This window comes from Exiguobacterium sp. RIT341, assembly GCF_000632205.1.
Taxonomy (GTDB): Bacteria; Bacillota; Bacilli; order Exiguobacteriales; family Exiguobacteriaceae; genus Exiguobacterium_A.
The window spans coordinates 1,009,165-1,035,811 of record NZ_JFYW01000001.1 but is presented as its reverse complement, the minus strand read 5'-3'; the positions used below and the strand labels follow the sequence as shown (position 1 = coordinate 1,035,811).

The 26,647-nt window shown below is 42.4% G+C and carries 24 protein-coding genes and 1 pseudogene; 18 read left to right on the top strand and 7 right to left on the bottom strand.

The window, feature by feature from the left end:
* The first annotated feature begins 27 nt into the window (after window positions 1-27).
* The 11 genes from BW42_RS05440 to BW42_RS05395 all read left to right on the top strand — a co-directional run bounded on the left by BW42_RS05440 (window position 28) and on the right by BW42_RS05395 (window position 12,402).
* A complete protein-coding gene (locus BW42_RS05440; protein ID WP_081780401.1) occupies window positions 28-870 on the top strand; it encodes a carbohydrate ABC transporter permease in 843 nt (280 codons plus the stop codon).
* A 73-nt stretch (window positions 871-943) separates the two neighbouring features.
* The gene (locus tag BW42_RS05435) at window positions 944-2,341 is read left to right on the top strand and encodes an arabinan endo-1,5-alpha-L-arabinosidase (RefSeq protein WP_035408304.1); all 1,398 of its coding nucleotides are present in this window, start codon (window positions 944-946) and stop codon (window positions 2,339-2,341) included.
* Window positions 2,342-2,619: 278 nt separating this feature from the next.
* Window positions 2,620-4,311, top strand: coding sequence for a ribulokinase (gene araB / locus BW42_RS05430; protein WP_035408303.1), 1,692 nt, complete (start codon window positions 2,620-2,622; stop codon window positions 4,309-4,311).
* Window positions 4,305-5,003, top strand: a complete 699-nt coding sequence (gene araD / locus BW42_RS05425; protein WP_035408302.1) for an L-ribulose-5-phosphate 4-epimerase — start codon at window positions 4,305-4,307, stop codon at window positions 5,001-5,003. The genes araB and araD overlap by 7 nt, the downstream gene beginning before the upstream one ends.
* A gap of 33 nt (window positions 5,004-5,036) precedes the next feature.
* Window positions 5,037-6,524 carry an L-arabinose isomerase gene (araA, locus tag BW42_RS05420; RefSeq protein WP_035408301.1) on the top strand — a complete coding sequence of 496 codons (1,488 nt, stop codon included), beginning with the start codon at window positions 5,037-5,039 and terminating at the stop codon, window positions 6,522-6,524.
* Window positions 6,525-6,567: 43 nt separating this feature from the next.
* A complete protein-coding gene (locus tag BW42_RS05415; RefSeq protein WP_052019041.1) occupies window positions 6,568-8,094 on the top strand; it encodes an alpha-N-arabinofuranosidase in 1,527 nt (508 codons plus the stop codon).
* Window position 8,095: 1 nt separating this feature from the next.
* Window positions 8,096-8,335 (top strand): DUF6171 family protein, encoded by a 240-nt coding sequence (locus BW42_RS16405; RefSeq protein WP_197026216.1) that lies wholly within the window; start codon window positions 8,096-8,098, stop codon window positions 8,333-8,335.
* A 17-nt stretch (window positions 8,336-8,352) separates the two neighbouring features.
* Window positions 8,353-9,351, top strand: coding sequence for an aldose epimerase family protein (locus BW42_RS05410; RefSeq protein ID WP_035408300.1), 999 nt, complete (start codon window positions 8,353-8,355; stop codon window positions 9,349-9,351).
* Window positions 9,348-10,517: a sn-glycerol-1-phosphate dehydrogenase gene (locus BW42_RS05405; protein ID WP_052019040.1), complete on the top strand. Its 1,170-nt coding sequence runs from the start codon at window positions 9,348-9,350 to the stop codon at window positions 10,515-10,517. Before BW42_RS05410 ends, BW42_RS05405 begins: the two co-directional genes overlap by 4 nt.
* On the top strand, window positions 10,514-11,461 hold the full coding sequence (locus BW42_RS05400; RefSeq protein ID WP_035408299.1) for a family 43 glycosylhydrolase: 948 nt from the start codon (window positions 10,514-10,516) through the stop codon (window positions 11,459-11,461). The genes BW42_RS05405 and BW42_RS05400 overlap by 4 nt, the downstream gene beginning before the upstream one ends.
* Window positions 11,458-12,402, top strand: a complete 945-nt coding sequence (locus tag BW42_RS05395; protein ID WP_035408298.1) for a family 43 glycosylhydrolase — start codon at window positions 11,458-11,460, stop codon at window positions 12,400-12,402. The genes BW42_RS05400 and BW42_RS05395 overlap by 4 nt, the downstream gene beginning before the upstream one ends.
* A 145-nt stretch (window positions 12,403-12,547) precedes the next feature.
* Here the strand turns inward: BW42_RS05395 and BW42_RS16680 are convergent.
* Window positions 12,548-12,688 (bottom strand): annotated as a pseudogene (locus BW42_RS16680) (hypothetical protein); the annotation flags it as partial.
* Between the two features lie 87 nt (window positions 12,689-12,775).
* Between BW42_RS16680 and BW42_RS05390 the strand changes: the two are divergent.
* From BW42_RS05390 to BW42_RS05370, 5 genes are all read left to right on the top strand, one after another.
* Entirely contained in the window at window positions 12,776-12,961 is a 186-nt protein-coding gene (locus BW42_RS05390; protein ID WP_035408297.1) for a hypothetical protein, read from the top strand.
* 791 nt (window positions 12,962-13,752) lie between these two features.
* Window positions 13,753-15,423, top strand: coding sequence for a DUF6044 family protein (locus BW42_RS05385; RefSeq protein ID WP_231496862.1), 1,671 nt, complete (start codon window positions 13,753-13,755; stop codon window positions 15,421-15,423).
* 24 nt (window positions 15,424-15,447) lie between these two features.
* On the top strand, window positions 15,448-16,404 hold the full coding sequence (locus tag BW42_RS05380; RefSeq protein ID WP_231496861.1) for a glycosyltransferase family 2 protein: 957 nt from the start codon (window positions 15,448-15,450) through the stop codon (window positions 16,402-16,404).
* Complete coding sequence (locus BW42_RS05375; RefSeq protein ID WP_052019038.1) at window positions 16,401-16,778, top strand: GtrA family protein; 378 nt, start codon at window positions 16,401-16,403, stop codon at window positions 16,776-16,778. The genes BW42_RS05380 and BW42_RS05375 overlap by 4 nt, the downstream gene beginning before the upstream one ends.
* A 779-nt stretch (window positions 16,779-17,557) precedes the next feature.
* Entirely contained in the window at window positions 17,558-18,793 is a 1,236-nt protein-coding gene (locus tag BW42_RS05370; protein WP_035408295.1) for an MFS transporter, read from the top strand.
* 256 nt (window positions 18,794-19,049) lie between these two features.
* Here the strand turns inward: BW42_RS05370 and BW42_RS05365 are convergent, their stop codons facing one another.
* Both BW42_RS05365 and BW42_RS05360 read right to left on the bottom strand, forming a co-directional pair.
* Complete coding sequence (locus BW42_RS05365; RefSeq protein WP_035408293.1) at window positions 19,050-20,093, bottom strand: Fic family protein; 1,044 nt, start codon at window positions 20,091-20,093, stop codon at window positions 19,050-19,052.
* 283 nt (window positions 20,094-20,376) lie between these two features.
* Complete coding sequence (locus tag BW42_RS05360) at window positions 20,377-21,216, bottom strand: helix-turn-helix transcriptional regulator (protein ID WP_035408292.1); 840 nt, start codon at window positions 21,214-21,216, stop codon at window positions 20,377-20,379.
* 118 nt (window positions 21,217-21,334) lie between these two features.
* On the opposite strand from BW42_RS05360, the gene fabF reads away from it, so the two are divergent.
* Complete coding sequence (fabF, locus tag BW42_RS05355) at window positions 21,335-22,573, top strand: beta-ketoacyl-ACP synthase II (protein ID WP_035408290.1); 1,239 nt, start codon at window positions 21,335-21,337, stop codon at window positions 22,571-22,573.
* A 416-nt stretch (window positions 22,574-22,989) separates the two neighbouring features.
* Here fabF and BW42_RS05350 read toward each other — a convergent pair whose 3' ends face one another.
* From BW42_RS05350 to BW42_RS05340, 3 genes are all read right to left on the bottom strand, one after another.
* Window positions 22,990-23,259 carry a type II toxin-antitoxin system RelE/ParE family toxin gene (locus tag BW42_RS05350; RefSeq protein ID WP_035408288.1) on the bottom strand — a complete coding sequence of 90 codons (270 nt, stop codon included), beginning with the start codon at window positions 23,257-23,259 and terminating at the stop codon, window positions 22,990-22,992.
* On the bottom strand, window positions 23,256-23,480 hold the full coding sequence (relB, locus tag BW42_RS05345; RefSeq protein ID WP_026829710.1) for a type II toxin-antitoxin system RelB family antitoxin: 225 nt from the start codon (window positions 23,478-23,480) through the stop codon (window positions 23,256-23,258). Before relB ends, BW42_RS05350 begins: the two co-directional genes overlap by 4 nt.
* Window positions 23,481-23,980: 500 nt before the next feature.
* Entirely contained in the window at window positions 23,981-24,925 is a 945-nt protein-coding gene (locus BW42_RS05340) for a DUF2268 domain-containing protein (protein ID WP_035408286.1), read from the bottom strand.
* 238 nt (window positions 24,926-25,163) lie between these two features.
* Here BW42_RS05340 and BW42_RS05335 point away from each other — a divergent pair, with 238 nt between their 5' ends.
* Window positions 25,164-25,487: a hypothetical protein gene (locus tag BW42_RS05335; protein WP_231496860.1), complete on the top strand. Its 324-nt coding sequence runs from the start codon at window positions 25,164-25,166 to the stop codon at window positions 25,485-25,487.
* Window positions 25,488-25,756: 269 nt separating this feature from the next.
* Here BW42_RS05335 and BW42_RS05330 read toward each other — a convergent pair whose 3' ends face one another.
* On the bottom strand, window positions 25,757-26,632 hold the full coding sequence (locus tag BW42_RS05330; protein WP_035408284.1) for a LysR family transcriptional regulator: 876 nt from the start codon (window positions 26,630-26,632) through the stop codon (window positions 25,757-25,759).
* Window positions 26,633-26,647: the final 15 nt, after the last annotated feature.

The window sequence follows — 26,647 nt, the reverse complement described above, 5'->3', positions numbered from 1 at the left end:
ACCCGTAAAAAAGAAAAAGTAGAGATGATGTCCGTGAAGAAAAAAGATCGAATTACTGATATATTCGTCTTCATCTTTCTGACGATGGGTGCAATCGTCATGATCGCACCATTATTGTGGATGGTATCGACCTCTCTGAAGTCAAAAGATGAAGTGTTTTCCCTTCCACCGGTTTGGATTCCCACAGACATATCGTTCAATAAGTATATGGAGATTTGGAATATGGGTCCGCTGTTGTCTGGTATATCGAACAGTCTGATCGTCGCCCTATCTGTCACGATAGTTGGAACGTTCACCTCGAGTCTTGCGGCATTCGCGTTCGCTAAGTTGAATTTCAGAGGAAAAAATAAAATCTTTCTTCTTTTGTTCGCGTCTGTCATGATTCCGTATCCTGTCCTGATGATTCCGCAGTTTATGATGTTCTCGGAAATCGGGTGGATCGATACCCTTCTTCCGTTGATCGTACCTGGTTTGTTCGGAAATATCTTCATGATTTTCTTCTTACGTCAATTCTTGAACAGTATTCCGAATTCTATCATCGAAGCGGCTAAAATTGACGGTTGTTCCTATTTTCAAATCTTTTATAAAATCGTCTTTCCATTGATCAAGCCCGCTGTAGCTGCACAATTGATTTTATGGTTCATGGCGATTTGGAACGATTATCTCGGTCCGATTCTTTATCTCAATTCTCCCGAAAAACAAACCCTGCAATTGGTCATCGCCAACTTTAATGCATCTTATGCTATTCAAAGTGATTATCCGTTAATCATGGCCGCGTCTGTTGTCGCCTTATTACCAATGCTGATCGTCTTCATGATCTTTCAAAAACAAATCATCGAATCGATTGCCATTTCTGGCGTTAAAGGTTGAGCTGTAACGAAAAGATGAAACACCCGTCTTAAGTAAAGGCGGGTGTTTGTGATTAAAGGAGGAAAAAAACAATATGAAAAAAATGATGATGGGGATCATTGTCTTATTCATTGCAGGGTGCTCTTTTTTTTGGTGGTCTACGAATGCGTCTCTCGAAGATTTGGAATTACCGAAAGCGCCATTCGATAAGGAAGTAGCAGACGTACAACCTGATATTTTGAATCAGGAAAAGAAATGGACTACAAACTTTGCGCATGACGGAGCGATCATAAAAGAAGGTGATACCTATTATGTGTTTTCGACAGATTATATGGTAGGAGGTCCACCGACACCGGGCATCCAGATTCGAAAATCAAACGATCTCATTAACTGGCAATTTACAGGACGTGTATTTGACGAAGTCTCTCAAGAAGCATTCAAATGGACAGGAGGAAATACGTTTTGGGCCCCTTCTATTACGAAGATCAAGGATACATTCTACCTTTACTATTCTGTCTCAAAAGTCGGGAGTCGTACCTCGTATATTGGAATGGCGAGCGCTTCAAATATTGAGGGTCCATGGCACGATCAGGGAGTCGTCATCGCCTCAAAAGAAGGAGATGGAAAAACGGTCAACGCGATTGATCCTCATGTGCTCCAAGATAAAACGGGGAAATGGTGGATGACGTATGGTTCCTATTTTGGCGGTATCTTCTTGACGGAAATCAATCCGAATACAGGAAAGCTGATGAAAAAGTCATCAGAAGGGGAGTTGCTGGCTAAGCGAAAAGATATGACGATGGGAATTGAAGGTCCAGAAATTCTTTTCAACGCAAAGACAGGTTACTACTACTTGATGGTTTCATACGGTTGGCTAGAAGATTCGTATAATGTAAGGATTGGGCGCTCGAAATCAATCAATGGACCTTATGTTGATTCACGTGGTCGTGATTTGCGTGATACTTCAAATGAATCTTTTGATACTGGTGTAAAAATTGTTGGTTCCTATCGTTTTGAAGGAGACGAGGGATATGTGGGAACTGGTCATTCTGCATTTTTACAGGATGGAAAAGATACCTTTATTATTCATCAAGCTCGACCAAGCGAAGATATCTACTGGTCGCAATTGCAGGTGAGGAAAGTGTATTGGACAAAAGATGGATGGCCAGTGGTTTCGCCCGAACGCTACGCAGGTGAAAAGAAAATCAATGTTCAAAAAGAGCAGATCGTTGGAGAATGGGAGATCATTGCTTTCCCGCGCTTTGATGACGGTCAGCAACAATCAAGAAAGCTAAAGTTGCAAAAGGATGGCAGTCTTTTGGGTAAGAAGGGTTCATGGCAACTAAAGGGAAGCATCCTTGAATTACGCATAGGACAGGAGACATACGAGTTACAGGTTGGTGCAGCATGGGATTGGGAAAATTGGAAATCAACGATCATCATGACAGGTCTTAGTAAGGATGGAACAGCAGTTTGGGCAAAAAGACGTTGAACCCATCATTTGTACGGACAAATGAATGTATTAAAGAAGGTTAATCATCTGATAGATAGAAAAAAACGTCAAAAAATGCGTATTTTTCTGAAAAATGATTGCATATTCTTAAATAATTGATACAATCATAGTGTAAGTTATACGTACAAATTTATTGTTTATTTAAATTTTCTGCATGGATTTTGATTATTTGTCCGGATGAAAACAAGAGAGTGCCCACACACTTTATTTTTTCTTCTGAAATGTAAGCGTATTCTTTTTGGGAGTAGGGTGATGAAATGTCGAAATATACAATCGGAATTGATTATGGCACGCAATCAGGTAGAGCCGTCTTGATTGACGTCGAAACAGGTCACGAAGTGGCGACTGCAGTCAAACCATACACACATGGAGTGATGGATCAATTTTTGCCTGATGGAAAAACACGGCTTGAACATGACTGGGCACTCCAACATCCGCGTGATTATTTAGAGGTCCTGGAAATGACGATCCCGGCAGTTGTCAAAGAGGCAGGTATCACGAAAGAACAAGTCATCGGGCTCGGCATCGATTTTACAGCTTGTACGATTCTACCGATCGATGCCGGTTTAAATCCGTTGTGCTTCCATGAAGAGTATCAACATAATCCGCATAGCTATGTGAAGTTGTGGAAGCATCATGCAGCTCAAGACGAGGCAGACGCTTTGAACCGTATTGCGACTGAACGCGAAGAACCTTTTTTAAAGCGTTACGGCGGGAAAATCTCATCCGAATGGATGATTCCAAAAGTCTGGCAAATTCTAAACGAAGCACCCTTCATTTACGAGGCTGCTCACGAAATTTTAGAGGCGACGGATTGGGTCGTTTCTCAATTGACTGGAAAAGTGGTACGCAATAGTTGTACGGCTGGCTATAAAGCGATCTGGCACAAACAGGAAGGCTATCCTTCAAATGAGTTTTTTAAAGCGTTAGATCCACGACTTGAGAACGTAGTTGAAGAGAAGCTTTCCAATGACATCGCACCAATCGGGGCCAAAGCAGGAGAATTAACGATATCCTTTGCAGAACGAATCGGTCTCCTTCCGGGAACTGCCGTTGCAGTAGGAAATGTTGATGCGCATGTTGCAGTACCTGCCGTTGGAATCACGGAACCCGGTAAGTTGTTGATGGTGATGGGAACCTCTACTTGTCATATCCTGCTTGGTGAAGAGGAGCAGGTCGTACCCGGTATGTGCGGGATCGTCGAAGACGGAGTCTTACCAGGGTATATGGGGTACGAAGCTGGTCAGTCCTGTGTCGGAGATCATTTCGAATGGTTCATCGAAAACTGTGTACCAAGTGACTATTTGCAAGAAGCAACTCTTCAAGGAGTTAGTACGCATCAATTATTGACCGATAAGGCAACGATGCAACGCGTCGGTGAACATGGATTGATCGCCCTTGATTGGTGGAACGGAAATCGTTCTACACTAGTGGATACAAATCTGACGGGTGTACTTCTAGGTGCAACATTACTGACAAAACCAGAAGATATCTACCGCGCATTGATTGAAGCGACGGCCTATGGCACGCGAACGATTGTCGAAGCGTTCCGCACAAGCGGTGTTCCCGTCCACGAAGTATACGCTGCAGGAGGAATTGCGGAGAAGAATGCCTTGATGATGCAGATTTATGCTGACGTTCTAAACATGGAAATCAAGATTTCAGCCTCTTCTCAAACCCCCGCTTTAGGATCTGCCATGTTCGGTGCCGTAGCCGCAGGAGCAGAACGAGGCGGTTATGCCACCATCACGGAAGCAGCGACGAAGATGGGACGTGTAAAAGAAAAAACATATCTTCCGATTCCAGAAAACGTTGAAGTGTATGAGGCGCTGTTCGCTGAGTATACGAAACTATACGATTATTTCGGTCGTGGAGAAAACGATGTGATGAAGCGATTAAAGAAAATCAAAGCTGAAGCGTCGCGTCAGAAGGGAGAACCTGTATGGTGAGTCGTCAATTAAAAGAAGAAGTGCTTGAAGCGAACCTAGCATTGCCAAAGCATGACTTAGTCACCTTTACGTGGGGAAACGTCAGTGGGATTGATCGAAATGCGGGTTTAGTCGTTATCAAACCGAGTGGTGTCCCCTATGACGCTTTGACGATAGAGGATTTAGTCGTAGTCGATTTAGAAGGCAATGTCGTCGAGGGTGATCTACGTCCATCTTCTGATACGCCAACACATTTGGCTTTGTATCGTGCTCTGCCTGAGATCGGAGGCATTGTCCATACGCATTCCCCTTGGGCGACAAGCTGGGCGCAAGCAAAACGAGCAATTCCTGCATTCGGAACGACACATGCCGACTACTTTTATGGAGAAATTCCGTGTACACGTGAACTATCTGATGAAGAGATCGAGACGGCGTACGAGTTAGAAACCGGAAACGTCATCATTGAGACGTTGAACGAACTACACTTGGAAGCTGTTGCTGTACCAGGCGTGCTGGTCGCAAATCATGCACCTTTTTGTTGGGGGAAGCATGCGGATGAAGCCGTGCACAATGCAGTCGTACTTGAGGAAGTAGCCAAGATGGGTATTCATGCCTTGAATCTGAATCCAGGATTAGCACCCATCAAACAAAGCATCTTAGATAAACACTACTTGCGCAAACACGGAGCAAACGCCTACTACGGTCAGAAATGATAGGTGCACATAGCTAGATGAGGGGGATTTTAAATGTTGACAGCAAACACACACGAATTTTGGTTCGTGACAGGAAGCCAGATGCTCTACGGTGAGGAGGTAATTCGTCAAGTCGAAACACATTCGAAAGAGATGGTCTCAGGATTAGATGTAGCGGACGTCTTCCGGGATCGAATTGTTTACAAGGGAGTCGTCAAAAATGCAGAAGAAATTCGGCAGATGATGTTGCAGGCGAATGCTGATGATGCCTGTGCCGGTGTGATCACATGGATGCATACCTTCTCACCATCGAAAATGTGGATTAGTGGGATGCGTGTGTTACAAAAACCATTGCTCCATTTTGGGACACAGTTCAATCGTGACATCCCGTGGGATGCGATCGATATGGATTTCATGAACCTCAATCAGTCGGCGCATGGTGATCGTGAACATGGTTTTATCACAAGCCGAATGAACGTGAAGCGAAAAGTGCTCGTCGGTCATTGGGAAGATGAACTCACACGTCAAAAGATGTCATCTTGGATGAATGTAGCACATGCGTTAGCGGAAAGTAAGAACTTAAAAGTCGCGCGATTCGGTGACAACATGCGGAATGTAGCAGTGACAGAAGGTGACAAAGTCGAAGCTCAGATTCAACTGGGCTGGACGGTTGATGGGTATGGTGTCGGCGATCTCGTCACCTACATGAATGCGGTATCGGAGTCAGATTTAGATGACTTGATGGAAGAATATCGCACGCGGTATGAAGTGACGAATACTGGAATGGAAGAAGAAGCATTCCAGGAATCGGTTCGCTATCAAGGTCGCATCGAACTCGGCATGAAGGCTTTTCTTGAAGCTGGTGGATACACTGCCTTCACGACAACCTTCGAAGACCTACATGGCATCAAGCAACTACCTGGGCTAGCCGTTCAACGATTGATGGAGCAAGGGTACGGGTTTGCTGGAGAAGGAGACTGGAAAACCGCAGCGCTTGTTCGTCTTATGAAAATCATGGCGAGCAACGAACGGACATCTTTCATGGAAGACTATACTTACCATTTTGAACCAGGCAACGAAATGGTCTTAGGGGCGCATATGCTCGAGATCTGTCCGACCATTGCGGTCAATAAACCTAGAATCGAGGTACATCCTCTTGGAATCGGAGATCGTGAAGCGCCAGCGCGGATGGTATTCGAAGGACAAAATGGTAAGGCATTGAACGCTAGTCTGATTGATTTAGGACATCGCTTCCGTCTCTTGGTAAACACAGTCGAGGGCATCCAACCGGATGAAGCAATGCCGAATCTGCCTGTGGCACGTGTTCTATGGAAAACAGAACCATCGATGGCTCAAGCTGTCGAAAACTGGATCCAAGCCGGGGGAGCGCACCATACTTGTTACTCCTATGAAGTAACAACTGAACAATTACGCAACTTCGCAGAACTTCTGAACATTGAAATTGCTGTCATCGATAAAGAAACGGAGACGGTTCGATTTAATAATGAGTTACGTTGGAATGAACTGTACTATCGACCATAATTTATAGGGACCTTCCTGGGTCCCTTTTCTTGGAGGAGATATTATGAATAACCAACTCGTCACATCAACACTAAATACAAAAGAAGCTGCAACACAACTAATCGTCAATGTAGATTTACCAAAAGGTAAAATCAGTAAGCATATCTATGGGCACTTTGCGGAACACCTTGGACGTTGTATTTATGAAGGGCTTTGGGTTGGTCCAGAATCATCCATACCGAATACAGATGGCATTCGAAACGATGTATTAACAGCATTGAAGAAATTGAACATTCCGGTTTTACGATGGCCGGGTGGATGCTTTGCAGACGAGTATCATTGGAAAGATGGTATTGGACCAAATGAAAACCGAAAGCGGATGGTCAATACACATTGGGGTGGCGTCGTCGAAAACAATCATTTCGGAACCCATGAATTTATGCGTCTTTGTGAATTACTAGAGTGTGAGCCTTATATTTGTGGAAACGTTGGAAGTGGGACCGTCCAAGAAATGTCTGAATGGGTCGAATATATGACGTTCAATGGAGAATCACCGATGGCGAACTGGCGTCAGGAGAATGGCCGTACAGAGCCGTGGTCGCTTACGTATTTCGGTGTTGGTAACGAGAACTGGGGTTGCGGTGGAAATATGCGTCCGGAGTATTACGCCGATCTATATCGTCGCTATCAGACATATGTCCGCAATTATGATGGCAATCAACTCTATAAGATTGCTGGTGGTGCAAACATTGATGATTACAAATGGACTGAAGTTCTCATGCGTGAAGCGGGTACGATGATGGATGGTCTTAGTCTGCACTATTATACGATTCCAGGCGATTTTTGGTTAGGTAAGGGATCAGCGTTAGATTTTACGGAAGATGAATGGTTCATCACCCTAAAACGTGCTTATTACATGGATGAACTGATCACAAAGCATGGACAAATCATGGACCAGTATGATCCAGAAAAGCGCGTCGGTCTCATTGTTGATGAATGGGGAACGTGGTTCGACGTTGAACCAGGAACAAACCCAGGCTTCTTGTATCAACAAAACTCAATCCGAGATGCACTTGTCGCAGCGATTCACTTCAATATCTTCCATAAGCATAATGACCGCGTTCACATGGCGAACATCGCACAAATGGTCAATGTGCTTCAAGCAATGATCTTAACGGAGGGTGACCAGTTCATTCTTACGCCAACGTACCATGTCTTTGAGATGTATCGCGTTCACCAAGATGCTGAACGAGTCGAGCTAGCAGCCATCACGCGTGACTATGTAGCTAAAGAAGAATCGATTCCTTCTGTAAACGCGACAGCTTCTCGCGATGCTGATGGTGTATTGCACATTAGCCTCTGCCAGCTTGATCATCAAAACAGCGATAAAGTAGAAATTGATTTGCGGGGAATGGGGACGATTTCTAACGTATCGGCACGTATTTTAACAGCAGATCATCTCAATGCCCATAACACGTTTGAACAACCAGATGTGGTTGCGCCGCGTGATCATGAGGTCCAGGTGACAGAAGACGGAAAGCTCATCATGGATGTTCCGGCGATGAGCGTCATCACAGTGGCGGTTCGCTAAGATGAAAGTCGTCGAGACAAGACGGTGTCGTACTTGTCCACCGACAAAAGTAGACACTGATTGGTTATTAACCATCGACTCGGAAGTCATGCCGCAAGTCACGGACGCTGAGTATCAGGAACGTCTTCGTCAATGTGCAGTCTGTCCGTTTTATCAGGACGATACCTGTTTGAAGTGCGGGTGCTATGTCTCTTACCGGGCACGCCTTGCAACAAAGCATTGTCCGGTGAAGGTTTGGTGAAAAAGGAGCGACTTGAGATGGAACGACAAGAAGTAGTAGATCAAACGGCGTTTACGCTCGAGAACGATATGTGTCGTTTACGCATTTTGACATATGGAGCAACCCTGCAAGAGTTTTCGATTCAAGATGAGGGATGGAAAAATCTCATTTTGTCTTACGATACGGTTGAAGAATACGAGACAGACACGTATTACTTGGGAGCGACTGTCGGACGTGTTGCTGGTCGAATCGAGGACGGGACATTCGATATGGATGGTGCAATGTACCATCTGCCTCAAAACGAAGGGAAGCATCATCTTCACGGGGGAGACGGTCTCCACTGTCAATTCTGGAAAATGGAAGACGTATCCAATACTCATCTCGTTCTTCGGTATGTAAGTCCTGATGGTGAGAATGGCTATAAGGGTACACTCGATGTCAGAGCATCGTTTGAATTGTTAGCTGACGGTGTCAAGATTACGTATGAGGCAATCAGTGACACGGATACGGTATGCGATATGACAAATCATACGTACTTTAATCTAAGTGGTGGAAGTCGTGATATTTTAGGACATGAATTGACGTTACCGGCTAATCAATTTGCTGAGCTGCGAGATGATTTGATTCCTACAGGATGCCTATTGGATGTCGATCAGACCCCGTTCGACTTCCGATCAGGACGAATGCTAGGAGATGGTTCAGCTTCAAGCCATCCACAAAATCAACTCGTCAATGGTTATGATCATCCATTTTTATTCGACGACCAACGAAAAGCGACGCTGTACGATCCTGAAAGTAAGCGTTCCTTGATGTTGTCTACGACTGCACCAGCTCTTGTGCTCTATTCAGGAAACCAGATGAATGAAGAAACGATCTTACGTGAGGGACGCTCTCGAAAATATTATGGTGTTTGTCTCGAGCCGCAACATCTTCCGGACGCCGTTCATCACAGTAATTTTCCATCCATTCGATTATTAGCAGGAGAGACGTATCGTTGGGAAACGGAATATCGCGTTGGGAAAGGAGTCAGTCGATGAACCTCGAACAGATACAAAAGCAGGTTGCTACTTGTTCGTGTGGAAATCTACATTACCCCATTACGATTGAACAAATCAGTGCCTCTGAAAAAGTATGGCAATCAGTGGTCAAGTTTGTGCAGCAAAAACAGTGGCGGCACCTCCTCGTCATTGGTGATGTCAATACGCAGATGGTCGGTTATTCTCCACTGAAGAAAGCATTACTGACAGTAGGAATTGACGTATCAATAGTCACGCTCTCGCCGAACAGGCAAGGGGACGTTTTAGCTGATGAACTATCAGTTGTACAAGTAATGCTCGAGTTGGACGATAGTGTGGATGCGTTGATTGCACTCGGAGCAGGGACGATTCATGATGTGACGCGGTTTTGTGCTGCGAAAGCAAAAATCCCATTTCTGTCTGTTCCGACCGCTCCTTCAGTGGACGGGTTTACTTCGAAAGGAGCTCCCTTAATTATAAGAGGGAAAAAAATCACCTATCAGCTCGTCTCACCAATTGCCGTATTCATCCCAAGTGACATTATCCGTGATGCACCTCGGGCGTTAATAGCAGCAGGTGTCGGGGATATGCTTGGGAAGTACACTTCCTTACTGGATTGGCGTTTTGGTGCTTTTGATGGACAAGAACCCTTTTGTCCTGTAGTTGCTCGATTGACAGAAATTGCTTTATCCGATTGTGTAAAAGCTCTACCAGATATCTATGCAGAAAAAGCGGAAGGTTTGGATCAACTGATGGATTCATTGATCTTATCAGGAATTGCGATGTTGATTTTTGGGCATTCACATCCTGCATCTGGTGGAGAACACCACCTCTCTCATTATTGGGAGATGGATTTCTTAACGCATGACCGTCCAGCCGTCTTACACGGTGCAAAAGTAGCGATTGCGACGATGGAACTTATCGATACTTATAGAGCGATGATCCAAGAACAACCTGATGTACCAAAGGAGCTAGGTGATTGGGTCACTCAAATGCCAACAAGACAGAAGTTGGAGTCCATTTTTAATTCGTTACAAGCGCCTCTTCAGCCAGAGGAAATCGGTATTTCGTCTCTTCTTCTAGCGAGTAGCAAGAGAGAAGCATATCGTCTTCGAGAGAGACACACGCTGTTAAAACAGATGAGCTTACAGACGAGCCACTTTGAAACAGAGGAGCGTTCATTATGACAGAGACAATCGTAAATCCAATCATAGAACAACGCGCGGATCCATGGATCATGCGGCATACAGATGGTTATTACTACTTTACGGCGTCCTTACCTGACTTTAGCGGGATTCCGCTGCGTCGTGCTCAGACGATCGGGGAGTTGACTAAAGCAGAAGAGAAAGTCGTATGGCAGAAGCGCTCGACCGGAATCATGAGCGCTAACATTTGGGCACCAGAATTACATCACATTCAAGGGAAATGGTACCTTTATTTCGCGGCGGCACGTGAAGATGCTATTTTTGATCATCGCATGTACGTTCTCGAAAATAGTTCAGCCAATCCGCTGGAAGGTCAATGGACGGAAAAAGGACAAATCAAGACATGGCAAGAATCATTCGCCCTCGATGCGACAACGTTCGAGCATGAAAACCGGTTATATTACATCTGGGCTCAGAAAGATCCAAAAATTGAAGGAAACTCGAATCTCTATATTTCTGAAATGGAGAATCCTTGGACATTGACAGGACCGCAAACGATGATTGCGACACCGGAATATGCTTGGGAAAAAGTCGGCTTTCTTGTAAACGAAGGACCTGCTGTCTTAAAGCGAAATGGCTATATATATGTCACGTTTTCAGCAAGCGCGACGGATCATAATTATTGTGTAGGTTTTCTTCGTATCAATGAAAAAGAAGATATGTTAGATGCTACTCATTGGGAAAAATACCCGCAACCCGTTCTTACGACGAATGAGTCAATCCGTGAATACGGACCAGGTCATAACAGTTTCACGACACTCGCAGATGGGACCGATATGATTGTTTATCATGCACGGAACTATAGAGAAATCGAAGGGGATCCATTATGGGATCCGAATCGTCATACGTATGTACGACCATTTTCTTGGCAGGGAGATGTGCCTGTTTTTGAAAACAGGATGGTCAACGAGGAGGTCACACGATGAACCAGACAGAGGATCGAAATCTTGTTTTAGAGCAACGGGCAGATCCATGGATGTATCTGCATTCTGACGGTTATTATTATTTTACAGCGTCTGTTCCTGAATACGATCGAATCGAATTGCGTCGTGCTAGATCTCTCCATGAACTAAGGGATGCAGAAGCGGTGACAGCATGGATTAAACCAAAAACTGGCCCTATGAGTGATCTGATTTGGGCACCCGAATTACATCGTATTCATGGGAAATGGTATCTTTATTTTGCGGCTGCGAAGTCACGCGAGATTGTAAACGGACTCTTTGATCATCGGATGTTCGTTTTAGAGAATAGTTCGGATAATCCTCTAGAAGGCGAATGGTTAGAACGCGGACAAATAAAAACGCAGTGGGATTCATTTGCTCTTGACGCGACCGTCTTCGAACATCAAGACGTTCATTACTTAGTGTGGGCACAAAAAGATCCTTCCATTGAAGGAAACTCGAACTTATATATTGCAACTTTAAAGAATCCATGGACCATTCAAAAGCCACAAGTCATGTTGACAAAGCCAGAGCTTGATTGGGAGACAAAGGGTTTTCTGGTGAACGAAGGACCGGCAGTCCTGAAGCGTCATGGACAAATCTTCATTACGTATTCCGCTAGTGCAACGGATGAGAATTATTGCATGGGTATGTTGAGTGCCTCAGAAGACGCAGACCTATTGAATCCGGATGCTTGGGAAAAATCATCGTCACCCGTATTTGCGACGAATGAAGAGGTTGGTCAATATGGACCAGGGCACAATAGCTTTACAGTAGATGAACAGGGACAAGATGTCATTGTATATCATGCACGGACCTACACTGAAATCGAGGGTGATCCTCTGTACGATCCGAATCGCCATACACGGGCACAGATCTTTACGTGGGGCATGGATAAAAAACCAAACTTTGATAAGCCAATCTGATTGCGAACAGAATCAACTTTTTTTATAAGAAAACGTAATTAATCTTTTACAGTTGATAATTTTTTGTTTAATAAACTTGAGGTCACAAAAAGCATCTCTTATGTAGATTTACTCTACAGAAGGGATGCTTTATCGCAAAAAGACGTTACTCTTCAATCTGGATTTTCACCTTCGTTTTCAGCGACATGCATAGAGGGATTCTTACATCAGAGGCGACAATGGAAAATCCTTTTTCTTGCTCAGCAGCTCGTGCTGGTTCGATCGCTACATTCAAGGCAGGTAGATTGGTTTGTTCAGAATATCATGAATGATAAAATAAGATTGAATTAGATGTAAATTACTTTATAGACAATATTTATTGGGGGTACTTTAAATGGAAAATAAAATTTGCTCATCATGCGGAAGTACTAATTTTCAAGAGGCAACAGATTATATTCCACTAAAGCCATCTAAAGGGTCATTTCATAGTGCTCAAAAAGTATTTTCGTTTTGTATGGATTGCGGTATCGTAGATGCGATTCGTATTGAGAACACAGAAATCTTTCAAAATAAAGAGTAAATATTCAATCTACAAAAAGAGCGTCCGATATGGATGCTTTTTTATAGAGAAAAAATGTAGTCGATCATGAAAAATAATTAGTTTTGTAAATAAGGAGTAATGTAGTGCCTATCTTTTTCTTAAATGGCACTGTAAATGCATATCTAACCAATGCAACCAGTCAGATGCACTTAACCAGCCAAGTTCATCATAATAAATCTTTTTTGAAGCATCTATAGTTTGAATATGCATTTTAACGCACTCCATTTGAGTAATTAATTATTTTGTGCTTTTTAGGAGAATAGCGTAATCCAGGTTACTTTCTAGTTCGATATTAAAATCATTTTTAAATTTACACGTACCTATGGAACTTCGTCATATAAAAAACAAAGTCTCCAAATCTTGTTCTCCTTTTCGAAGGCTGATGAAGTAAATTTAAGAACCCAAAAGCATCGTATCTTTTCTTAACAGAAATGGTACGATGCTTCTTTGTAGTTCCTCGATAGAATTAAAAAAATCTATAGTTAGTCATTCATAAAAGGGAAAAGTAGAAAAAGAAGAAGAGGTCTGGTCAAGATTGATTAATTCTTCTAATCTCCATTTAACTAATTTATTAATTGAATTAACTTTAATTCTGAAAAGTAAATTTAATAAATGTCACCTATCCTATTGTGATATAAGGTATCATTGGAAATAGTTTCTTAGGGAGTATATACCATAAAGAAAGTCATAAGAGGAAAAGAACAGGCAATTGATTTCTTGAAACTACTAACAAAAGAATTAAATCTTAAAGTAGATGAAGGAGAGGTATGATGAGAGAAAAAACTCGCATATTAATAGGGCTGCTACTAGCTTGCCTCTATATTTTACCGATGGTCTTACTGGGGGAACATGCACATGTCCGTATTCATGATAATCTAGACTCAAACATCACGTGGTATAAAACATTGGTCGATACCAATAGTATTTACGCAAGCCTTCATGCAAATGTTCCTGACTTATTGAATGGGATCGTCTCGAGAAATGCTTTCGTCAGTGAGTTTACAGGTATCGTGTGGCTATATCAATGGTTCCCACCATTTACGGCATACGTGATCAGTCAAACGTTGGTCCGAATCTTTGCTTTCTTAGGAATGTACTTATTACTACGTGATCATGCGAAAGGGGTTATTCCTAAATCATATGCGCTGTGGGTAGCAGTTCTATTTTCTTGGACACCATTCTGGCCATCGGGCATGCTCAGCACGCTTGGGATGCCACTCTTATTGTGGGCTTATTGGAATATCTGGCATGGACGGAAAATAAAATCGAGTGCATTCGTATTGTTAGTGGTTCCGTTCTATTCGAGCTTCGTGCTAGGAATCGTTTTCTTTTTAGCAACGCTTGCCATTTACCATATGGTGAAGGAGATACGCGCACGTAGTTTTCATAGCCGTTTTTGGATCGCCTATGGCCTTCAGGTCCTTTTATACTTATTAATTGAATATCGACTGGTCTTCTCGATGCTGTGGGAAGAAGAGCCTACGAGTCGAAATGACTTCGAAACAGGGAATAACGGATTTTGGGCAAGTATTCGTTTATTTTTTAAGAATTTGGTGTTTGGTCATACACATGATCGCGCAGTACAATCGCCCATCATCCTCCTAACACTTCTGATTGTTGGATTTCTAGTATTTCGTCAAAAAGATCATGCAGCAAGACGAATTCGAACTTTGATGTGGTTTCTATTTGGACTATCGCTGTGGTATGCGTTTTGGTTTTATGAGGGGTGGAATCCGTTAAAGCAACATGTCTCTCTCATTAGAACTTTCAATTTCTCACGATTCCACTTCCTTCAACCGATGTTGTGGTATGCATTGTTTTACTTGATGCTCGACTGGCTATGGCGAACTGCCAAACGAAAATGGGTGACTTGTTTGCTCGTAGCCCAAACCCTTGTCTTGCTTGCATGGAATCCCGAGTTCCTCTATCGTCATCATCCATCCTATGAAGCGTTTTATGCGACTTCTCAGTTTTCTGACATTAAACGCTTTATCAACCAACCAACGAAAGACTATCAGGTCGCTTCTCTCGGATTGCACCCTGCGATCGCACAATACAATGGTATGCAAACCGTGGATGGTTATGTGAACTTTTATCCATTACGCTATAAAGCATCTTTCCGAAAGGTGATTGCTGGAGAATTGGATAAAAGTAAGCTATTACAACGTTATTTTGATACGTGGGGAAATCGAGTCTATGTGTTTTCATCTGAACTCGGTAAGGAATACGAGTACACAAAGGAGCATCAAGTACCGGTTCGACATTTATCTATCAATACAGCACAGTTGAAGCAAATCGGTGCGACATATCTTTTGTCTGCTGTACCAATCAAAAATGCTGCAGCCATTGGATTGCAGTACGAAAAAACGTTTGAAGATCAACATTCTGCTTGGAAGATTAGGTTATACCGTATCCAAGCTACTACAGAGAATACGAAGTAAGTTCATTTAAGGAGGAGTAATGGTATGACGATGACGACAATCCCTACGCTAGGCGTAATTATTCCGTGTTATAACGAGACGGAAGTATTACGCTTGACGGTCCATACGATGCACCGTTTCTTAACAGAGTGGCGAGAACGACACCTCATTTCTGAGGACTCCTTTGTCTTGTTCGTAGATGATGGAAGTCAGGATGATACCTGGTCCCAAATTGAAGATGTACACGCACAAGATGGTCGGTTTAGAGGATTAAAATTAGCACATAACGTAGGACATCAAAATGCTTTGTTCGCAGGTCTTGTCGAAGGACACACCGATGCGGATTGTGTTGTGTCAATGGATGCGGACCTTCAGGATGACGTAAAAGTGATTGAACAGTTTTTAAGTGAATTTGCGAAAGGGAATGATATCGTCTATGGGGTAAGAGAAGATCGTCAGACCGATAGCTGGTTTAAACGGTCGACTGCTCAAGGCTTTTATCGCTTCATCGACTGGTTGGGTGTAGAGACCATCTTCAATCATGCAGACTATCGTCTCATGAGCAAACGAGCTGTCGAAACACTTTGTGCACATCCGGAACGCAATCTCTTTTTGCGGGGGATGGTACCTTCGCTTGGTTTTCAAACAGCAGAAGTGACCTATACACGTCAATCACGTCCAGCAGGCGAATCAAAATATCCATTACGAAAGATGATGGCACTCGCATGGGATGGGGTGACCTCGTTTAGTGTTCGTCCGATTAAGTTGTTATTTTTAGTCTCACTATTCATGCTCATCGTCTCGATCGGTTTTGTCGGATATGCTCTTTATCGTAGATATGAAGGAGAAGCGATGGATGGGTGGACGTCTTTAATGATGTCGATCTGGTTCATCGGCGGGCTTCAATTACTAGGTATTGGACTGATAGGAGAATACATCGGTAAAATATATCAGGAAGTCAAACGACGTCCTCGTTATGTCGTCGAGAAAAAACGAGAATGATGACCTTTCTTCGTTTCTTATTAGTAGGAGTTCTTAATACGCTGGTTGGTCTGACGCTGACACTGATTTGTTTTCATGTCTTGCATACTGGTTATTGGGGAGCGACGGCGATCGGGAATGCATGTGGTGTTTGGGTCAGCTATATGCTAAATCGTCGCTTCACCTTTCGTCAAGAGGCTGGAGGATGGCACTATTGGATACGTTTTTTGATCGTCGTTTCGATTAGCTATCTCATCGCTTATCGTCTTAGTTTATGGGGAGTGCATTACGTATTGCCAAATCTACAAGAGACTGGAGCGATTCTGATCGGGATGATTATCTATACGGGGTTAAATTATCTAGGTCAGTCTTATTGGGTATTTCGCAAATCATGATGATAAAACAAGCTATCTATAGAGGTAGCTTGTTTTTTTATCCTCTCAATTGCACTTGCAAAAGCACAGTAGCAAATCAAAAGACTGACAAATGAATTTTCAAATTATAGAAATCAACTACTCAGATTAGAGTGAGGAAAGTCATTTACAATTTGATAAGATGACGCATTCAACGTATGCATCACATAGTTATATGGGTGGATATGCTATTTCTCATGTAATCGACCATGCCTATTCCTTATTCATCGACTCCCTTCAGTCCACCACATTAAATGATCGTTGATGAACGAATCCCAAAAGAAGAATGAAAGTAAAGTATCCGTGAAATCTAATTTACAGACTTAAATTTATTACAAACGACATCAATAAATCGCAATTTCTTCTTGTAGTAAATAATTCTGTTAAAAATAAGAAATTTTTATTTTTTAGTTGGTCCGTTATTACTCCTTCTCGATAAAGTAAAAGTCTATGAACTTAAACGATAAGAAGCAGTTCCTGTCATGTAAAGACAGGAACTGCTTCTTATCGAACAATTATATCGTCGGTAATTCTAAAATTCTTAAGAGATAGAAAAAAGTAAGGCAGAAAGATATGTCAATTCGTTTCAAAACAAACATACGTTCGTTTTACGTGACAATTTAAATAAAAGTGTCCTTACTTAATTTTCATAATATTAGTATAATCCATATCAAAATATAAGTCTATATCTTGGTAACTATCTTCTCTATAGTAAAGCTACGAAAAGAAGACGCTATTCGTTAACTATGAGAGGAGTTATTATGAACAAAACTACATGGAATCCTAATGTGAAAGTCAGATTGATAGGAGAAGGGATTTTCAATCTGCTATTTTGGATGTACTTTCCTTTTTTAACGGTCTATTTTGGTAAAGAACTTGGGTTACAGACTGCTGGATTAATAATGGCACTGCCCCCCTTAATAAGTATTGTCGGAAGTTTAACCGGAGGAAGCTTTGCGGATACGTTAGGGAGACGTCCTGTCATGCTGATCGGAACATTTTTGCAAATGAGCATGTTTATTCTATTTGCTGTCTCTTCTTCTCCTTGGATTAATTACGTTGCCTTTATCGGAATTAATATAGGCGCAGCATTTTATCGTCCTGCTAGTTCAGCGATGATAGCGGACACAGTTCCAAAAGATGAATTGCGACAAGTGTATGCGACATTTATGACCGTGAACAATATTGGTGCCGTTTTAGGACCGATCATTGGAGCAGTCTTCTTTTTTCAACATCGTCAACTGTTATTGTGGACCTGTGCAATAGTTCTCTTTCTTTACTTCATAACGATCTATTTTATTGTTAGTGAAACCTTACCTGTCCAATCCAAGCAAAAAGATGTAACGACCCCACTTAAATATGCGTTTCAGTCTAAGTGGTCTGGCTATCGACTTATTCTCAAAGATCGTATTTTTCTGCTATACGTAATTGCGGGAACCTGTTCACTCTTCCCAGTGATGCAACTCGATCTCTACTTACCAGTTTACGTGATAGAGAATGTGCCTAAACAACCTCTCGTACCGCACTTGCTGGATTCTTTTCAGCTCACGAGCCAATCCATTTTTGGCTATCTGGTAGGCTTTAATGGTCTTTTGTTTGTCATCTTGATCCTTCCCGTAACGAATCGACTTAAAAATTGGTCAGAAAGACGTCTCTTCGTCGTTTCGACCTTACTTGCAGGAGGAGGTACATTTTTAATCGGATGGAATAACAACATCTGGTTTTTGTTTGGTTGTACGCTCATCTTCACGTTAGGTGAGATCATGCGTACACCAGTCACGCAGAGTTTCATCGGTCATTATGCTCCAGAGGAGGCAAGAGGTCAGTATCTAGCTGCTGATAGTCTTCAAAACACACTTGGTAAGACGCTAGCACCTCTCGCTATCTACGCATCAGGATGGATCGCCCCGCTTGGTATCTTCACTATCATTCTCCTTTTTGCTATCATTGGAGCTTGTTTATATCTGCAATTATTTAGACTGTATTCTCCCACTTGACAATCAGGTTGATAATACAAAGTGTACGATTACAAATAAAATATTAATTTAGGCTTTAGAATGATTTCACAAAAATAATAATTACTATAGATAATTAATATCAGATAAATGCTATCTAAAATATCTTAAATCAGCATGAACGAGATGATTTCAACATTTCGCGACAATGAGTTGTCGACGTCAAGTAGAAATTGACGTTTTCTGCTCGATTGATAAGTTATTTATTCTTCACGGATGTTCTTGATACCATGTAGTGTTATTGTTTCGTCCATTTCGCACTCCGACCAAGACCGGATGGGGCAATGATCCCCTCGTCACGTAAGTCACGCAATACGCGATTGATTGTCGCCTCACTGATGTCGGGACAAGCCTTCCTTACGTCTGCTTTCGTGAACGGTGTGATTCGTCCTTCAACGAAACGACGAATCCGATTGTTCTTGTTCTGACTACCCGTTGTGACCAATCCGACGCGATCTTCAAGCTCCTTATAAGCAGCAAGAATCGTGCTCAGCAAGTAGTTGATCCATGGAAACGGATCTTGTTGGTTTTGGTGCCAACGCACGGAAGAGAGACAGAGTGACTCATAATAATCTTCCTTCCGCGATTCGACGATCTTCTCAAGACTGATGTAGCGTCCGACCTCGAAGCCATACTGATAGAGCAGCAAGAGGGTCAACAATCGTGCCATTCGACCATTCCCGTCATTGAACGGATGAATGGATAGGAAATCGAGGACGAACAAGCTCGTCAGGATGAGCGGGTCGACGTCCTCTTGTTGCCGACGCTCTCGTAGGCTGTCGCATAACGCCTGCATCGCTGCCGGTGTCTCGAACGCAGGGACGGGGATGAAGCGAGTCCGGCGCGTGCCATCCGGGAACGTCTCACTAATCTCGTTGTCGACATTCTTCCACCGCCCACCTTCGACGGGGACGAACTTATAGAGTTCCTTGTGTAGTTGCAACAGAATATTCGCATTGACCGGGATGTCCTCGGCTGAAGCGTGGATCAGGTTAAGTACGTCGCGGTAACCAGCAATCTCTGCTTCTGAACGGTCGGCAGGGTCGGCTGACTTTGACATGATGGTCTGAAGACGACTTTCCGTGACGATGATTCCTTCGATCGCATTCGAGGCTTTCGTCGACTGGATGACGGCGACATCGCGTAAGGTGTTAAGGATTTGAGGCGCTTGCTGTTTATAGAGATCTTGTTTGCCTTTATACTCATTGATCCGTCCAATCAAGCGGACGGTCTCCATCGGCAGGGCGAGCTCTTTGAGATAGGTATATGTATAGTCGCGCATTCGTCGAACTCCCTTCGCAAAATAGATCACTTTAGATTAAATATACTCATTTTTATATTATTTGACTATGTTTAAACTCATTATAATGTATTTAAAGTCGTTCAAACACATATAAACATAGTCAAATTATCATATTTAGACTATGTTTATTTATTTATGACCATAATTACTTGTCAATCCGAAAGTCGGACAATCCTGACTGATTTGAACGGAACAATCCTGACATGGAAAGCGTCTCATCGATTGCTTCCATATTTTTAGCAGTTTTTCACTTCATTTGAATTCATCGAACTAAAATCAATCGTTTCAGTTTTTCTTCTGTACCGGATTCCTCGACAGGTGTATAGATGCTACATCGCAAGTCGTCTTCTCCCTGCACTTGAAGAGAGGTCAGGTCGAATAGCATCTTGCCAACTTTTCCATGACGGAATTCAATCAGGATTTCCGGAGCCTTACTGACCTGACTCTCCATCCAGAGTGATTTGAATTCAGGATATGTATTACTCATCTCCTGTATGAAGGACGTATACCATTCATCACCAGAGTATTGACCGTAGTATGTACGGAAAATGGACAAGAATCCTTTGGCGAAGTGTTCCCAATTCCCGGCAAGTACTTTAAATTCTTTCTGTGAGAACAAGAGGCGAATGAGGTTACGTTGTGATTCTGGAATGGTCGCAAAATCTACGAACACATGGGCCGCTGCAGGATTCCAGCCGACGATATGGCAGTAACGATCCGTAATGATCGTCGGGCACGTCGTCAAGGCAGAGAGAATTTTTTCGAGTGACGGACTGATAGTCATAGGGGAAGCTTGAATTTTCATACTGACGACCTGCGTCCCTAATGCTAAATCGTTCAAATATTCGTGTTCATCCCTGTTTAAACATAACGCCTGGGCGATACAGTCTAAGACGCTTCTAGATACCTTAATATCTCTTCCTTGTTCTAACCAGGTGTACCATGTCGTACTGACTCCTGCTAATTGAGCAACTTCCTCTCTTCTCAAGCCAGGTGTTCTCCTTCTTGATCCAGGCGGTAGCCCCACTGATTCCGGTTTGAGCTGTGCTCTTTTCGTCTTCAAAAAATAGGATAGAGCTTCTAATCGATTCGAGTCGTCCATATACGTTCCTCCTGATTTCTCTCCATCCAAGTATCAATTATAATAGGATAAATGAACACTTGTAATAGGATACATGACACGTATGATTATCTCATACTATTACAAGGAGTGAAGAAAAATGGAGCGCGTAGTGATTACAGGAATGGGTGTCGTCTCACCAATCGGAAACGATGTGGAGTCCTTTTGGAATAATATGATTGCTGGAAATTCAGGCATCACGGAAATCGATACGTTTGATACGACTGATTTCAAAGTAAAGATTGCAGGGAGTGTAAAAAACTTTGATGCGGAAAAGGCGATTGGTAAAAAAGCCTCTCGTAACCTGGATCGCTTCGTCCAGTTCGCATTAGCGGCTGCTGATCAAGCCTGGAACGATTCTAAGCTAGGAGAATCTGATCTGGATCGGGAAAGACTTGCTGTATATGTGGGTTCAGGTGTAGGAGGGATTGAAACGTTAATTGACGGTGTTCATGCTTTACACCAAAAAGGTCCGAGAAGGGTCAGTCCAAGTCTCGTACCTTCCATGATGTCTAACGCAGCAGCCGCTCAAATTAGCATCAAGTGGCAAGCGATGGGACCTTCCATGTCACCTGTATCCGCTTGTGCAATCGGAAACACGGCTATTGGTGAAGCATATCGACTCATTCGAATGGGAGAGGCTGATGCTGCATTCGCTGGTGGAACAGAAGCGGGTATCACTGAATTGTCTATAGCAAGCTTCGGTAATGCGACGGCATTGTCTACAAGAAACGAATCACCCTCTAAAGCGAGTCGTCCTTTTGACGCGACACGCGATGGTTTCGTGATGTCGGAGGGAGCGGGCATCTTGATACTGGAATCGTTATCGCACGCAAAGCAACGAGGTGCGTCCATCTATGCGGAAGTCGTCGGATACGGAGCAAGTTCCGATGCCTATCATATAGTAGCGACTCATCCAGAAGGTCAGGGAGCATACCTCGCTATGAAGCGGGCCGTTCAACAGGCAGGGATTGAGACGAATGACATCGATGTGATCAGTGCCCATGCGACGAGTACGATCGTCGGCGATCAGTCCGAGACACGTGCGATTAAAAAATTGTTTGCAGAACATGCGAACACACTCCCGGTGACGGCGAACAAATCAATGCTAGGTCACATGCTCGGTGCTGCCGGTGGAGCGGAAGCGATCGCGCTTGCGAAATGTTTACAGGAAGGAATCATTCCACCGACGATTAATCTTGAAGTCGATGATCCAACGTGTGACCTGGATTATGTAGCAGGAGGGGCTCGTTCGCTGGAGATGCAGTACGGACTATCCAATTCTTTCGGATTCGGTGGTCATAACGCCGCCATCGTCTTGAAAAAATATATGGATTAAGCATCAGAGTTTGAGTTCGGACAAGAGAACTCAATGAGTAAGTACTCGCTGAAAATGGATTGTATACATTTCGACGTCGAAATGTATACAATCTTTTTTGTGTATCCAATTCTTATTAAATGTTAGTGATTCGGAAACCTTCACTATTGCTGTGTCGTCATTCATCCAACGATTCATGACACGTTCTATCTATTTTACATAAAACGCGAATCATCAGTTCTAGTCAGAGTTTGCCTTAACTAGGACATCATGATCTTTATTTTAGTAATCCACCCTCTGAAGGGAGTTTTGAATCCACACCTAAAAAAATAACTGTATATGTTGTCATTCTAATTCTAGCTTTTTCATCATATCGTTAAAAGAGAAGGCTTTTGATTGATTATCATGTACTTCCTAAGATATGAGTTTTGGATGCTTTATTTATAGATATCCCGACGATGTCCAATCTCAAGAATCAATATCACGACTTTCTCATCCTGGATGTCAGCAATCAGACGATAGTCGCCGATGCGATACCGCCATTCGCCAGAGCGATTCGAGACGAGTCCTTTCCCATGACGACGCGGATCATCCGTCCCGACAAGGTTCTTCTTGATCCAGGACATGATGATCCGCGCTTGTTGTGGGTCCATCTTCTTGAGAGATTTTTGAGCCCCGCGCTCGAATTCTACATTATAAGCTGTCATTCTAAATCAAGTTCCTTCATCATGTCGTCGAAAGATATCGCTTCTGATTTTTTACGGTGTGCTGCCATAGAATCATGATAGAGTTGCAAATCGATTTCGTCTTCGATACGGTCGAGGACGGCATCGCGAACGAGTGTAGAAATCGTGATGTTCTTTGCCTTCGCATATTCCTTGATAAGTCGTGTATCCTGATCATCCAGACGTACGGAAATGGTACTCATGATTATCAGCTCCTTTGTAATACATTGTAATACATATTAAGGTTTTAGTACACAGGATTGAGAGCGGAAACCCTGAACGAATATTCTTTGAAGTGCTGAAATTCGGCTTTTAAATATCGTGGATGAGTACGATTAGATTAAAAAAGTGAATGAAATTATGTTCAAATTAAAGTAAACATAGTCATTCATCTTCAATTTGACCATGTTTAGGAAGGTGATGATCATGATAATTCCTTACATTCTCCTCGTTTGCGAAAAAAAGATATGCATCCAGACGGCGCCGTGTATTTATTACAAGAAAACAAAGAGTGTTTTGAATTGAAGAAAGATCAAGGTACAGATCTGTTTAAAGCATCTGTACCTTGATCTTTTTTTGTATAGATATTGGTCCATATTAAGATGTTATTGAGTGCGATAGAGAAATTTTCCTACGATACGTAAACTGATATTGTTATTTCATCTGTCTGTTTTTTATGGAATGTATCAAAAATATAGTTCTCTCACTGAAGTAACTTTTGGTATTTGTATCCTTTCAAAAGATCAGCTTCACCTTTAAAGGACCATTCCTCTATTTTAGAATCTGGATGTAATTTAAAATAATGGTCGAGGATATCGTGTCCTAAATTATAGTTACTCCAGCGGGGAATGTCTTTTTGGGGACTACCGCCCACAAGGTCCTCGTATGTAGCTTCACCAGATTGAATCAATTTTGCGACATGTTTTTTCGTCTTTTCATCCATTGGAGTATCCCATGGGGCCTTCACATCTTTGAGGACTCGGTCAGCAAAAGCATCCGCTTTTCCCTCGATAATGACCGAATCGAGTAATTTGTTCATCTGATATTTATTTCTGTCATGGAGAATCAAATGATGGTATTCATGCGCAACCGTATAAGCTAAAGCATCCTTATCGAAATTCGAATCCATATATAGAACAACCGCATCTTTATATGCCCCTGCTGCTACTCCGCCCATAGGTTCGGTCATCGACGTATATTCTGAGTTGATCGGCACGATGAAAATCGTGCTTTTTTTCTTCGGAAGTACTTTATGTGCAGCAGTGTAATTTTTTGTGATGATTTTTTTAATCTCGTCTTGCTGTTCCTCCAATGCCTCGATTCGATCAAGTAGCGCTTGCGGATAAGCAGTTGATTGCATCATGAAGAAACCTTTTAAGGAAGTAGTTTCAAAATCTTCTTTTTTTCCAATTTTATCGATATCGCTAAGTACATAGTTCATGTAATTTTTTTTGCTCACTTCAGTATCATCATCAAGTGAAGCTTTTAAGTACTTTTGATAGGGTGAGTAAAGTGGAACGATATTCAATTCACTGTCATGATTAATCTTAATGGACTCAGGTTTAACTTTTTCGCTCTGATTCTCTTGCGAACATGCGGTTAAAACGATTAATGGAACACATAAGAAAGGTACAAGTATTTTCTTCAAAACATAATCATCCTCTCACCTTATACATGAATAAAATGGAAGATTATTTAAAAAAATAAATAATCAATAGAATAAAAATACCACTTAATTTCTTAATAGTCAAAATATGTAGTTTAGTATGAGAGGTTCATTTATAATGATTTTATCAAGCCGTAGCGGAACCTCGTTCAATCTTATAAAACGGACATCCAATGTAAGACTCAATTTTCGGTAATCGTCTGGAATTACCTAAACTCAAATGGGTCCGCTTCGCCAACTTGAGTTAGGTCGTGGGAAGATCCTGAATGCCACCATCCGATGTAACGCCTCTGAAAAATACTCCGTCTCTCTGCTCGTCGAACAGGAGGTTCACGAACTGCCGAAGACCGGTTCATCCTTCTGCGTCGACGTCGGACTGAACAACTTCGCCATCTTATCGGATGGCACGGTATACAAGAACGACCGCTGCTTCCAAACGCTTGAGAAGAAGATCACATGTGAACAGCGCAAACTGTCTCGCCGTCAATTGCTTGCTTTGAATAAGAAAGTGAAACTCTCTGAGGCTAAAAACTACCAGAAGTAGAACCGTTGGGTTGGATAACTCACGAATCCTCCACCTCTAAGCAACGCGTAGGTGAAGGTAGATCAACTATGTCTCTACTCGATATAGCGTATCAAATCCATTATATATACTCACTGCGTGATAAGGAGGCGAATCGTGTGCTACCTATCTGCAGAATGTTATCTTATCTTACCAACTCTTCGAAAGGAGTACATGGACAAAGCGCTTGTTCCTGAATCTGTGCTATCCGTAAGTGAATGTATCTGTACGCACTATCCTAATATCAACAATTAGATTTCATGACTATCGAAATGTGCTTTCACGATCTTGACAAATTCTTTGGAAAGAGGCGTCATTTTGTCTGATGACTTGACAATTAATCCGAGATGTCTAACCACAGGAGGATGTAAGGGTAATAGATGAACATGAGTCTCTCGTTTAGGGACTGCCAGGTTTGGCATAATACTAATACCTAATTTTCCTTTCACCATAGACAGTACAGTTTCATTCTCCTTACTATTATATGAGGTACGTAATGAAAGACCAGCTTTACGACATTCCTCCTCGATAAGGACTTCACATCCAGATCGTAACATGATGAATGATTCCTCTTCGAAATCAGCTATCGTAACAACATCTTTTTCTATAAAAGGGTGTCCATCATATACGACAACAGATAAAGGATCTTGCGTCAGAGCTATACTCTCGAAACCTTTAACTGGTAATGCTGTAAAACCGAGATCCACCGTACCTTCTTCCACCCACTTTTCAATATCATCATAGCCACCCTCATACAACACCAATTCAACATTCTGGAAACGTTCTTTGAATATAGAAAACAAAATCGGTATAAAGGTAGCTGTAAAACTTGGGAAACTCCCAACAGCAATCTTTCCCAATTCTAATCCTTGCAAAGAAGAAACTTTTTGCTCTATATGAGCCATGTTTGTCACAATATTGCGTATGTGTGGAATAATATATTCCCCTGCAGTAGTTAACGATGTACCACCTCGTCCTCGATTCAAAAGTGTTACTCCTAGTTCAGATTCCAGTGTTGTAATGTTATGACTTACTCCAGATTGTGTCAGTCCAATCTTTTGACCTGCTTTCGTAAAACTACCACTTTCCACTACGTTTAAAAGCACTTCTAATTGAAATAAATTCAATGTACTTCACATCCT